Origin of the sequence: Micromonospora sp. NPDC004540 (genome assembly GCF_040610095.1) — a bacterium.
Lineage (GTDB): Bacteria > Actinomycetota > Actinomycetes > Mycobacteriales > Micromonosporaceae > Micromonospora.
Genome location: NZ_JBEXLR010000147.1, coordinates 1 through 11,556, shown reverse-complemented (window position 1 = coordinate 11,556; position 11,556 = coordinate 1). Strand labels below are relative to the sequence as shown.

At 75.0% G+C, this 11,556-nt stretch carries 8 protein-coding genes; all 8 read right to left on the bottom strand.

Annotated elements, in window-relative coordinates; all coding sequences use genetic code 11:
• Positions 1–101: 101 nt before the first annotated feature.
• On the bottom strand, positions 102–2,213 hold the full coding sequence (locus tag ABZV78_RS29960) for a lectin (RefSeq protein ID WP_355643979.1): 2,112 nt from the start codon (positions 2,211–2,213) through the stop codon (positions 102–104).
• Between the two features lie 17 nt (positions 2,214–2,230).
• Positions 2,231–5,065, bottom strand: a complete 2,835-nt coding sequence (locus ABZV78_RS29955; protein WP_355643977.1) for an RICIN domain-containing protein — start codon at positions 5,063–5,065, stop codon at positions 2,231–2,233.
• A 286-nt stretch (positions 5,066–5,351) separates the two neighbouring features.
• Positions 5,352–6,419, bottom strand: coding sequence for a polyprenyl synthetase family protein (locus tag ABZV78_RS29950; protein ID WP_355643976.1), 1,068 nt, complete (start codon positions 6,417–6,419; stop codon positions 5,352–5,354).
• Entirely contained in the window at positions 6,416–7,810 is a 1,395-nt protein-coding gene (locus ABZV78_RS29945; protein ID WP_355643974.1) for a nucleotide pyrophosphatase/phosphodiesterase family protein, read from the bottom strand. Before ABZV78_RS29945 ends, ABZV78_RS29950 begins: the two co-directional genes overlap by 4 nt.
• Positions 7,807–8,994, bottom strand: a complete 1,188-nt coding sequence (gene eboE, locus ABZV78_RS29940) for a metabolite traffic protein EboE (RefSeq protein WP_355643972.1) — start codon at positions 8,992–8,994, stop codon at positions 7,807–7,809. Before eboE ends, ABZV78_RS29945 begins: the two co-directional genes overlap by 4 nt.
• Complete coding sequence (locus tag ABZV78_RS29935) at positions 8,994–9,845, bottom strand: TatD family hydrolase (RefSeq protein ID WP_355643970.1); 852 nt, start codon at positions 9,843–9,845, stop codon at positions 8,994–8,996. Before ABZV78_RS29935 ends, eboE begins: the two co-directional genes overlap by 1 nt.
• A complete protein-coding gene (locus ABZV78_RS29930; protein WP_355643968.1) occupies positions 9,845–10,465 on the bottom strand; it encodes an EboA domain-containing protein in 621 nt (206 codons plus the stop codon). The genes ABZV78_RS29935 and ABZV78_RS29930 overlap by 1 nt, the downstream gene beginning before the upstream one ends.
• Positions 10,466–10,511: 46 nt before the next feature.
• Positions 10,512–11,447 (bottom strand): sugar phosphate isomerase/epimerase family protein, encoded by a 936-nt coding sequence (locus ABZV78_RS29925; protein ID WP_355643966.1) that lies wholly within the window; start codon positions 11,445–11,447, stop codon positions 10,512–10,514.
• Positions 11,448–11,556: the final 109 nt, after the last annotated feature.

Below are 11,556 nucleotides of genomic sequence, written 5' to 3'. Positions count from 1 at the left end.
CGGCGCGCAGAACTGGTCGGCGCAGGCCGACGGCACGCTGCGCAACCCGCAGTCCGGCAAGTGTCTCGACGTGGCGGGGAACAACTCCGCCGGCCCACCGGTCAGGGCAGGGTCCACCGCTGGTTCGCGGCGCCGGTGCAGGACCAGAGCTGCACCGGGGTGCTGTCGGCGGAGTTGTTCCCCGCCACGTCGAGACACTTGCCGGACTGCGGGTTGCGCAGCGTGCCGTCGGCCTGCGCCGACCAGTTCTGCGCGCCGGTGCCGTTGCAGGTCCAGAGCTGGATCTTCGTGCCGTCGGCCGAGCCGCCGCCGGACACGTCCAGGCACTTGCCCAGCGCCCTGACGGTCGAGTTCGGGGTCACCGTCCAGGTCTGCGCGGCGCTTCCGTTGCAGGTGTAGAGCTGCACCTGGGTGCCGTCCGCGGTGGCGCCGCCCCGCACGTCCAGGCACTTGCCGGCCAGGCCCCGGACCGGGCCGGCGCCGCTGCCGCCGCCCCCACCGCCGCGGACCAGGGTGAAGTCGTCGACGTCGAACAGCCCGGAGCCGGTGCCGGCGAAGGTCAGCCAGACGGTCTGACCGCCGGCCGGCACGCCGGTCAGCGCGGTGCTGACGTCGGCGAAGGTGGTCCAGCTGCCGGTGTTCGGCACCGCCACCTGACCGAGCACGGTCCCCGTCGCGGAGCCGGTGCGGAGCTGGAGCGTGCCGCCCGGGCCGCCGGAGACCACCCGGGCCCGCAGCGCGGTCACCCCGGTCAGGTCGAGCCCCTGGTACGCGGCCCAGTCGCCCGGGTCGACGTACCCCAGGGTCTGCCCGCCGTTGGCGCCGGCCTTGGCGAACGGGGTGACCCCGCTGGCGGAGCTGAACGCCTCGGCCTGCACCGTGGTGTTCCCGGCCGGCGGCGTGCCGCCCAGCTCCTTGATCCGGATGTTGCGGAACGAGACGTCGTCGCCGGTGCCGTGGTTCTGGATGCCGACGTGGCCGGCGAGCGACCGGGCCGGGTCGGTGTTGGTGAAGTCGTTGATCCGCACGCCGTTGAGGAAGACCTGGAGCCGCTCCCCCTCGACCAGCAGCTCGTAGGTGTTCCACTCGCCCGCCGGGTTGAGCGCCGCGTCCCGGGCCGGGAGGTCGGCGGACTTGAACGTGTAGACCGCGCCGGTGGTCCGGTCGGGGCTGTCGGTCGGGTCGATCTGGATCTCGTAGCCGTTGTTCACCGCCGACCAGGGGTCGCTCGACGGCGGGAAGCCGATGAAGACGCCGGAGTTGTCGTCACCGGCCAGCCGCCAGTCCAGCTTGAGCGAGTAGTTGGTGAACTGCGTGGCGCTGTACCAGTACAGGCCCATCCCGCCGACCGAGGTGAGGGTGGCGTCGGCGTTGCCGAAGCTGCCCGGCCCGGCCTGGGACCAGCCGGTGGTGGCGCCGTTGTAGAGCGCCGTGTAGCCGGTCTCGGGGCGGCAGTCGGCCTTGCTGCGGCCGGCCGCGTACCGGATGCCGCCGAGCAGGTGGGCACGGAACGCGGCCTCGGTGTAGGACGCCTGGGTGTGGCCGCCGCCGGTGTAGAAGGACCGGCCGCCCGCGTACGCCTTGCACCAGGCGTGCGGGTGGTCGCCGCCCATCGAGCCGCCCGAGTACGACGACTCGTCGAGGGTGGCCAGCACGTGCGCGGTGGACCGGGCGTTGGTGCGGTAGTTGTACCACTCGTCGGTGCGGTTCCAGGTCTGCGGCAGGTGGGCGGTGGCGGCGTGCCCCCGGTCCTCCACCTTCACGTTGGCCGGCTGGATCGCCGGGTGGGAGGCGAACCAGGCGCCGACCAGGTTGCCGTAGAACGGCCAGTCGTACTCGGTGTCGGCGGCGGCGTGCACGCCCACGTAGCCCCCGCCCCCGCCGATGTACGCCTCGAAGGCGGCCTGCTGGGTGGCGTTGAGCACGTCGCCGGTGGTGTTGAGGAAGACCACCGCCTCGAACCGGGCCAGGTTGGCGGTGGTGAACTGGGCCGCGTCCTCGGTGGCCGTGACGGTGAAGTTGTTCGCCGCGCCGAGGTCGCGGACGGCCTGGATGCCGGCCGGGATGGCGTCGTGCCGGAAGCCGGCGGTCTTGGAGAAGACCAGCACGTCGTAGGGGGCGTCGGCGGCGGCCGCCGGGGTGGCCGGGGTGGTGCAGGCGAGGGTGGTGAGGACGGCGATGGCCGCGCCGAGGGCGGTGCGGAGGAATCTCATGTCGCTCTCCAAGGTGTTCACGGCAGGGTCCACTTCTGGTTCGCCGCGCCGGTGCAGGTCCAGAGGTGCACGGGGGTGCTGTCGGCGGAGTTGTTGCCGGAGACGTCGAGGCACTTGCCGGACTGCGGGTTGCGCAGCGTGCCGTCGGCCTGGGCGGACCAGTTCTGCGCACCGGTGCCGTTGCACGTCCAGAGCTGGATCTTCGTCCCGTCGGCGGTCGCGCCGCCGGAGACGTCCAGGCACTTGCCGAGCGCCTTGACCGTCGAGTTCGGGGTCACGGTCCAACTCTGCGCCCCGGTGCCGTTGCAGGTGTAGAGCTGGATCTGGGTGCCGTCGGCGGTCGCGGCGTTGCGCACGTCGAGGCACTTGCCGGCCAGCCCGCGGACCGGTCCGGTGCGCGCGCCGGAGGTGGTGAGGGTGAACGCGTCCACGTCGTAGAGCGCGCCCGCGCCGCCCGCGAAGGTCAGATAGAGGGTGGTGGTCCCGGCGGGCGGGTTGGCGACCGCGCCGGTCACCGTGGTGAAGGTGTCCCACCCGCCGGTCACCGGCACGGTGGCCGAGCCGAGGACGGTGCCGGTCGCCGAGCCGGCCCGGACCTGGAGGGTGCCGCCCGCCCCGGCCGAGGAGACCCGGGCGCTGAACCCGGTGACGTTGCCGAGCTGGTAGGGCTCGAACGCGATCCAGTCCCCGTTGTGGATGTCACCGACGGTCCGGCCGCCCTCGGCGGTCGCCTTGTCGAAGGTGTTGATCCCGGCGGAGGTCTTGAAGTGCTCGGCCTGCCGGTGGCGGGGCTGGAGGGTGTGCTGGGTGTGCGTGGTCAGGCCGCCGGAGTCGGTGTACTCGGCGTCGAAGACCGCGAAGATGTTCGCCGCGTCGTCGTGCTCGCCGTCGACCGGGATGCTGATCGAGCCGGTGCAGCCGGTCGCCGAGGTGATCTGGTGGCCGTGCTGGTCGTGGCCGAGCACGTAGGTCATCTTGACCTTGCCGCAGTCGATCGTGCCGTCCTCCGGGTCGGTGACGGTGATCCGGAACGGCACGGTGTCACCGAAGGAGAAGAGCTGCCCGTTGCCCGGGCTGTTCACGGTGACCGTCGGCGCGGTGTTGCCCACCGTGATCACCACGCTGGCGGTGCCGGTGGCGCCCTGCGGGTCCCGGACGGTCAGCGTGGCGGTGTACCGGCCGTTGGCGGTGTAGGTGTGCGACGGGTTCGCCGCCGTCGAGGTGCCGCCGTCGCCGAACGCCCAGGCGTACGTGAGCGCCCCGCCCTCCGGGTCGGACGAGCCGGCCGAGGAGAAGGCGACGGCCAGCGGGGCCGCGCCGGAGGTCCGGTCGGCGGCGGCCCGGGCCACCGGGGCGCGGTTGCCGCCGCCGAGGTAGTCGAAGCGGTACAGCGCCGAGTTGGCGTCGCCGTTGAAGTATCCGGTGCCGTAGTCGAGCACGTAGTAGGCGCCGTCCGGCCCGAACGCCGAGTCCATCACCTGCTTGCCGGTCCACGGGAAGGCGTCGATGGTGCCGGGCGAGCCGTCGGCGTTGAGATGGATCGGCTTGATCCAGCCCCGGCCGAACTCGGTGGCGAAGAACTGCCCGTCGAAGGACTGCGGGAACTTCGTGGTGGACGGGTTGGCGGCGTCGTACCGGTAGACCGGCCCGGCCATCGGCGACTCGGAGCCGCCGCCGAACTCGGGCGGGCTGCCGGCGTCGCCGGCGTAGCGGATCCAGGCCGGCTTCGCGGCCGGCAGGGTGCTCTGGCCGGTGTTGCGGAACGAGTTGTTCGTCGGGCCGCTCGCGCAGGCGTACTTCGCGCCCGCGGTGCCGGTGGCGAAGTCCCACTCGGCGTACGTCTCGGCCGCCGTGTTGGTGCCCGTGCAGTACGGCCAGCCGTAGTTGCCCGGCCCGGTGACCCGGTCGAACTCGACCTGCCCGGACGGGCCGCGGGCCGAGCTGGTGCCGGCGTCCGGGCCGTAGTCGCCGACGTGCACGGCGCCGGTGGCCTTGTCGACGCTCATCCGGAACGGGTTGCGGAAGCCCATCGCGTAGATCTCCGGCCGGCTCCGCGCGGTGCCGGGCGGGAAGAGGTTGCCGGCCGGGACGGCGTACGACCCGTCGGCGTTCACCCTGATCCGCAGGATCTTGCCGCGCAGGTCGTTGGTGTTGCCGGCGCTGCGCTGCGCGTCGTACGCGGGGTTGCGCTCGGTCCGCTCGTCCAGCGGCGCGTAGCCACCGGAGTCGAACGGGTTGGTGTCGTCGCCGGTGGAGAGGTAGAGGTTGCCGGCGGCGTCGAAGTCGATGTCGCCGCCCACGTGGCAGCACATGCCCCGGTCGGCCGGCACGTCCAGCACGTCGACCTTGCTCGCCTGGTTGAGCGTGAAGTCGGCGTTGAGGTTGAACCGGGAGAGCCGGTTGACCCCTCGCCACGCGGAGAAGTCGGTGCCGGTGGCGGGGGCGTCGCCGGCCGGGGTGGACAGCGGGGGCGCGTAGTAGAGGTAGATCTGCCGGTTGCTCGCGAAGCCGGGGTCGACGCCGACGCCCTGGAGCCCCTCCTCGTCGTGGGTGTAGACCGGGAGGGTGCCGATCACGGTGGTGACGCCGGCGGCGTCGGTGCGCCGCAGCGTGCCGTTGCGGGCGGTGTGCAGGACCGAGCGGTCGGGCAGCACCGCGAGCGACATCGGCTCGCCGGTCTCGGCGACGCCGCGGGCGAGTTCCACCTGCTGGAAGTCGGTCGCCGGGATGGGGTGCGCGGACGCCGGGACGGGCGTCGCGGCCAGGCCGACCGCGCCGGCGGCCGCCGCGAGCAGCAGCGCCGAGCCGGCGGGGAGCCATCGTCGGGTGGGGGTGTGGTGGGGGCTGGACATGCCTCTGCTGTCCCTTCCTGACGCGCGCAGCCAGGATCGGGCGCGCGTCGCGCCGGATGCCGTGCGGGGTTGCTGCGGCGGGCCCGCCGGGTGAGGCTCGGTGGGCCGTGACCACCGGTGGTTGCGGCCGGCCGGCGGTCACCTCGACGAGGGTGCCGGTTGCGGGCGGTTCACCTCGGCGAAACAGCTCTGTGCTTGCGCACGACATTAAGACCTTTCGATCTGCCTGTCCATAGCTTCCGCTGGCTCCGGAACGACTTTCGTCGATGAGCGACAAAAGTCGGCGTCAGCGACGCCGGTCCACGGCCCGGGCCGCCAGGTCGGCCAGCGCTTCCCGGGCCGGTTCGGCCAGCGGCAGCCGGTCCAGCGTGGCCAGGGCCTCGTCGGCCCGGGACCGGATCATCCGCTCCACCGCCGCCCGGGCCCCCGAGGTCTCCACGATGCCGCGCACCTCGGCGGCGCCGGCCGCGTCCAGGGCCGGATCGCCGACCAGGGCCCGCAGCCGCGCCACCCCGGCCGGCCCGGCGGCGGTCCGGGCCAGCGCCAGCAGCACGGTCGGCTTCCCCTCCCGCAGGTCGTCCAGGTTGGACTTCCCGGTCACCGCCGGGTCGCCGAAGACGCCGAGCAGGTCGTCGCGGAGCTGGAAGGCGTCCCCGAGCGGATCGCCGAACCCGGCCAGCGCCGCCACCACGTCCGGGTCCGCCCCGGCCAGGGCGGCGCCCACCTGCACCGGGCGGGTCACCGTGTAGCGGGCCGTCTTCAACCGCACCACCGCGAGCGCGCTGGCCACCGAGCCGTCGCCGGCCGCGGCCACCACGTCGAGGTACTCCCCCGCGATCACCTCGGCCCGCATCCGGGCGAGCAGGGCGTGGCCCCGGCGCAGCCGCTCGGTGTCCAGCCCGCAGCCGTGGAACATCTGCCCGGACCAGGCGGCGCAGAGGTCGCCGCAGAGCAGGGCCGCCTGCCGGCCGTACGCGTCCGGGTCGCCGCGCCAGCCGGCCCCGGCGTGCCGGTCGGCGAAGACCCGGTGCACGGTGGGCCGGCCGCGCCGGCGGTCGCTGCGGTCCAGGATGTCGTCGTGGATCAGCGCGAAGGCGTGGAACAGCTCCAGCGCCGCCGCGGCCACCACGATCGGCGCGCCGTCCGGGCCGCCGAAGCCGCGCCAGCCCCAGTAGCAGAACAGCGGCCGCAGCCGCTTGCCGCCGGCCAGGACGAACCGGCGGAGCACGGCGTGCACCTCCCCCGTGCCGTCGTCCGGCCGACCCGGCCCCCGCTCGCGCAGGAACGCGGCGAGCGCGGCGTCGAAGCGGTCCCGTAGCAGGGCCGGGTCGGTCGGTGCGACGGTCACGGTCACGGCGCCTCCCGGGCCAGTCCGGCGAGCTGGAGCAGCAACGCCTTGACGTCGGTCGCGGCGACCCGGTCCCGGGCCGCGGCCGGGTCGGAGCAGAGCAGCACCGGCGCATCGGCCGCGTCGGCCGGGAGCCGGCCGTGCGAGCCACGGACCGCCCGGGCCCCGGCGTCCAGCCCCACCACGCTCATGAGGTAGCGCATCCCGAGCTTCTTGCGGGCCAGCGCCACCGCGGCCCGGCGCTTCGCCGCGCCCGGCGCGGCCGGGTCGAAGAAGAGTTCGGCCGGGTCGTAGCCGGGCTTGCGGTGGATCTCGACCAGCCGCGCGAAGTCGGGCGCCCGGGCGTCGTCCAGCCAGTAGTAGTAGGTGAACCAGGCGTCCGGCTCGGCCACCAGCACCAGCTCGCCGGAGCGCGGATGGTCCAGCCCGTACCCCGCCTGGCCGGCGCGGTCGAGCACCTCGGCCACCCCGGGCAGCGCCGCGCAGAGCTTCGCCACCGCGGGCACGTCGGCCGGGTCCTTCACGTAGACGTGCGCCACCTGGTGGTCGGCGACCGCGAAGGCCCGCGACGTCCAGGGGTCCAGGTACTCCATGCCGGCCTGCGTGTAGACCCGCAGCAGCCCTTCGGCGCGCAGCAGCCGGTTGACGTCCACCGGCCGGGAGACGTCGGTGATGCCGTACTCGGAGAGGGCCACCACCGTGGCGTCCCGCTCCCGGGCGGCGTCGAGCAGCGGCGCGAGCACCGCGTCCAGCTCGGCCGCCGCGGCGGCGGCCTGGGGCGAGGACGGGCCGAAGCGTTGCAGGTCGTAGTCGAGGTGCGGGACGTAGACCAGGGTCAGGTCGGGAGCGTGGTCGGCGAGGATCCGCTCGGCGGCCCGGCAGATCCAGCGCGACGAGGGCAGCCCGGCGCCCGGCCCCCAGTAGGTGAAGAGCGGGAAGGTGCCGAGCGCCCCGGTCAGCTCGTCGTGCAGCTCGGGCGGGTCGGTCCAGCAGTCCGGCTCCTTGCGCCCGTCGGCGTGGTAGACCGGGCGCGGGGTGACCGTCCAGTCCACGTCGGCGCCCATGGCGTACCACCAGCAGACGTTGGCGACCCGGTAGCCGGGCTCGACCCGGCGCGCCGCCTGCCACAGCTTCTCCCCGCCGACCAGCGCGTTGTGCTGCCGCCAGAGCAGCACCTCGCCGAGGTCGCGGAAGTACCAGCCGTTGCCGACGATCCCGTGCCCGGACGGGGGCTCGCCGGTGAGGAAGGTGGACTGCACCGAGCAGGTCACCGCGGGCAGCACGGTGCCCAGCTCGGCGGCGAAGCCGGCCTCGGCGACCGCGCGCAGCCGGGGCATGTGCGCCAGCAGCCGCGGGGTCAACCCGACCACGTCGAGCACCACCAGCCGCCGGCTCACCGGGTCACCCCGGCGGTCGTGGCCAGCCCCAGGCCGACCAGCTCGTCGCGGGCGAAGGCCAGCTCGGCGGCGATGCCCCCGGCCAGCTCCGCGTCGGTGCGCGGCCGCCGCGCCGCCGGCAGCACCCCCCAGGTGTACGTCTCGACGTCGAGGTGGTCGCAGCCGGCGGCCGGGCCGGCGTAGAGCGCCGCGAGGGCGGCCCGCAGCACCGGCACGGTGGAGCGCAGCGGCGGCTCGGGCGGGGCGTGCAACGGCACGTGGTAGTGCACCCGCCACGCCCCGGGCAGCCGCGCGTCGAGGGCGGCGTCCAGGTCGTCGGCCGCGTACGCCGGGTCGGCCGGGTCGGCGGCGCCGGCGCAGCCCGCGGCCCGGGTCTGGTGCAGGAAGCGCGGCTCGACCCAGCGGCGCAGCGCCCCGGCCGAGTTCCCCGGGTCGGGCGCCTCGACGGCGGCGGAGACCTGCACCTTGACGACCGGCAGCCCGGCGTCCCGCAGCCGCGCGAGCGCCTCGACCGGCTCCTCCCAGGCACAGGCGAGATGGGCCAGGTCGAGGCAGATCCCGAGCCGGTCGGTATCCATGGCTGACAATACCTCGCGTGCCTGTCCCGTGGACTCCACCAGACAGCCCGGTTCCGGCTCGAAGCCGACCCGGACGCTCCGGCCGGTCTCCCGCTCGACCGAGGCCAGCCCGGCGGCGAGCGCGTCGAGGCGGTGGCGGGCGGCCTCGGCCCGGCCGGGGTCCCACGGCGTGCGCCAGGCCAGCGGCAGGGTGGAGATCGAGCCGCGGGCGGCGTCGTCGGGCAGCAGGTCGGCCAGCACCCGGGCCAGGTCCAGGGTGTACGCCACCCGGTCCCGGGTCGTCCAGTCCGGGTGGTAGACGGCGCCCTTGACCACGGGCGCCTGGAAGGCCGCGTACGGGAAGCCGTTGAGGGTCACCACCTCCAGCCCGCGTACGGTCAGCTCGTGCCGGAGCCGGCGGCGGGCCGCCGGGTCGGCGGCGAGCGCGGCGGCGACCGGGGCGGCCAGCCAGAGCCCCAGCCCGAGCCGGTCGGTGTCGAGCGTCCGCCGGACCGCGACGGCGTACGTGTCGAGCTGGGCGAGGATCCCGGGCAGGTCCTCGGCCGGGTGGACGTTGGTGCAGTAGCCGAGATGGACGGTGGTGCCGTCGGCGTGCCGCAGCCGCATCACTCGCCCCCACGCAGGATCGAGTTGCCGGCGAAGGTGGCCGCCGGGTCGTCCAGGCCGGTGAGGTCCAGCCGGCCGGACTGGCCGTAGAACTCCACCGGGTTGCGCCACAGCACCCGGTCCACGTCGTCCTCGCTGAACCCGGCGAGCAGCATCGCCTCCCCGGTGGCCCGGGTGAGCAGCGGGTCGGAGCGCCCCCAGTCGGCGGCCGAGTTGACCAGCATCCGGTCGGTCCCGTACGTCCGCAGCAGCTCGACCATCCGCGGCGGCGACATCTTCGTCTCCGGGTAGATGGAGAAGCCGAGCCAGCAGCCGGTGTCCCGGACCAGCTTCACGGTGACCTCGTTGAGGTGGTCGACCAGCACCCGCCCGGGGTCGATGCCGGACTCGGCGACGACGGCGAGGGTGCGCTCGACGCCGCGCGCCTTGTCCCGGTGCGGGGTGTGCACGAGGGCGGGCAGGTCGTGCGCCACGGCCAGGGCGAGCTGCCCGGCGAAGGCGGCGTCCTCGGCCGGGGTCATCGAGTCGTAGCCGATCTCGCCGACCGCCACCACGCCGTCCTTGTCCAGGTAGCGCGGCAGGAGGTCGAGCACCGGGCGGCAGCGCGGGTCGTTGGCCTCCTTCGGGTTCAGCGCCACGGTGGCGTGGTGCCGGACGCCGAACTGGCCGGCCCGGAACGGCTCCCAGCCGACCAGCGAGTCGAAGTAGTCGACGAACGTCTCCACGCTGGTGCGCGGCTGGCCCAGCCAGAACGCCGGCTCCACCACGGCGCGCACCCCGGCGGCGGCCATCCGCTCGTAGTCGTCGGTGGTCCTTGACGTCATGTGGATGTGCGGGTCGAAGATGCGCATCACGCCTCCCTGGCGGTGGTCGGGTGCGAGCCGGCGCCGAGCCGGTCGAGCAGGTCGGTGGCGTCGGCGGGCATGGCGCGGCCGGCCGCGTGCCGCTCCGCGGCGAGCCCGGCCAGCATCGCCGCCAGCTCGCCGTCCGCCCGCCCGTTCAGGTCGTCGACGACGGCGAGCGGCACGCCGGTGAAGACGCACTTGAGCACCGCCTGCCGCCAGGCCGGCTGCTCCAGGTGCCGGGCGTAGGGGCCGAGCGCGGCGGCCACCAGGCGGGTGTCGTTGGTGCGGATCGCGTCGTGCAGCAGCGGCACGCACTCCGCCCCGATCGGCAGCAGCGGCAGGGCGCGCAGCACGGCGCGCTTCTCGGCGGCGTCACCCTGCCGGTAGAGCGCCTCGGCCGCCGCGGCGTGGTCGGCGGGGAGCGCGGTGAGCAGCAGCGCCCGGACGGCCTCGTCGACGGTCCAGCCGGGCGGGTCGGGCAGCGGCCCCCGGCCGCACCGTCGGGCGGCGATGGCGAACAGCCGCGGGATCGCCCCGGGCTCGGTCGCGACGCGGCGCAGGGCCGCGTCCAGCCACTGCGGATCGGGTACGCCCCGCAGCGCGGCGCGCAGTCGGTCGGGTGTCATGCCGTCTCCCCTCTCCAGCGGGTGCCAGCCCGCGGGTGCCAGGTGGTCAGCCGGTGTTTCGGTCCGCCGCCGCCGGCACGGGGCCACGGGCGGCGGCGCGCAGGAAGTCGAGTGAGCGGGCGGCGACGGCCGGGGCGGCGTGCGAGTGCCGGGGCAGTTCCACGGCGACCAGGCCGCGGTAGCCGGCGCCGGCGAGGGCGCGCAGCACCGGCGGGAAGTCGATCTCGCCCTCGCCGAACTCCAGGTGCTCGTGCACGCCCCGGCGCATGTCGTCGATCTGCACGTTGACCAGGTGCTCGGCGACCGCCGCGACGCAGTCGGGCACCGGCTCCGGCTCCAGGCAGCGGCAGTGTCCGATGTCGAGGGTGATCCCGAAGGCGGGCGGCGCGCCGAGGGCGTCCCGTAGCCGGCGCCAGCCGGCGATGTCCTCGACCAGCATCCCCGGCTCGGGTTCGAAGCCCAGCGGCACGCCGGCCGCGTCCGCCGCGACGCACACCGCGGCGCAGCCGGCCACCAGGCGGTCCCAGGCGACGGCCGCCGGCACCTCGGGCGGGCGTACGCCGGCCCAGAACGAGACCGCCTCCGCGCCCAGGTCGGCACCGATCCACACGGCCCGGCGGAGGAACTCGATCCGCGCACCGGGCTCGTCGTGCAGCAGCGTGGGCGCGTGCTTGTGCCAGGGGTCGAGCAGGTAACGGGCCCCGGTCTCGATCACCACGCCCAGGCCGAGGGCGTCCAGGCGACGTCGCACCGCGGTGACCCGGCGGGCCAGCTCGGGCGCGAACGGGTCCAGGTGGTCGTGGTCCAGGGTGAGCGCGACGCCCTGGTAGCCGAGGTCGGCCAGGACGGTGAGCGCGTCGCCGAGCCGGTGGTTGGCGAAGCCGTTGGTGCCGTACCCGAGGCGCAGCCCGGCCGGGTCGAGCGGCGGCCGCCCGGCCGGGCGGTCCGGTCCGGCGGGCGCGGGGGCCGGCGGGGTGGTCATGTCGGGGAGATCAGTCGGGCCAGGCGGCGGCCGAGCGGGGCGGCCGCGGCGACGGCGAGGCCGAGCAGCCGGGCGCCGGCCCGGGCGGTCAGCGCGCCCTGCAACGCGG

Coding starts and splice junctions, on each gene's coding strand:
- ABZV78_RS29930 (WP_355643968.1), bottom strand. CDS start 10,465: ATGACACCCGACCGACTGCGCGCCGCGCTGCGGGGCGTACCCGATCCG.
- ABZV78_RS29925 (WP_355643966.1), bottom strand. CDS start 11,447: ATGACCACCCCGCCGGCCCCCGCGCCCGCCGGACCGGACCGCCCGGCC.
- ABZV78_RS29955 (WP_355643977.1), bottom strand. CDS start 5,065: ATGTCCAGCCCCCACCACACCCCCACCCGACGATGGCTCCCCGCCGGC.
- ABZV78_RS29960 (WP_355643979.1), bottom strand. CDS start 2,213: ATGAGATTCCTCCGCACCGCCCTCGGCGCGGCCATCGCCGTCCTCACC.
- ABZV78_RS29935 (WP_355643970.1), bottom strand. CDS start 9,845: ATGCGCATCTTCGACCCGCACATCCACATGACGTCAAGGACCACCGAC.
- eboE (WP_355643972.1), bottom strand. CDS start 8,994: ATGCGGCTGCGGCACGCCGACGGCACCACCGTCCATCTCGGCTACTGC.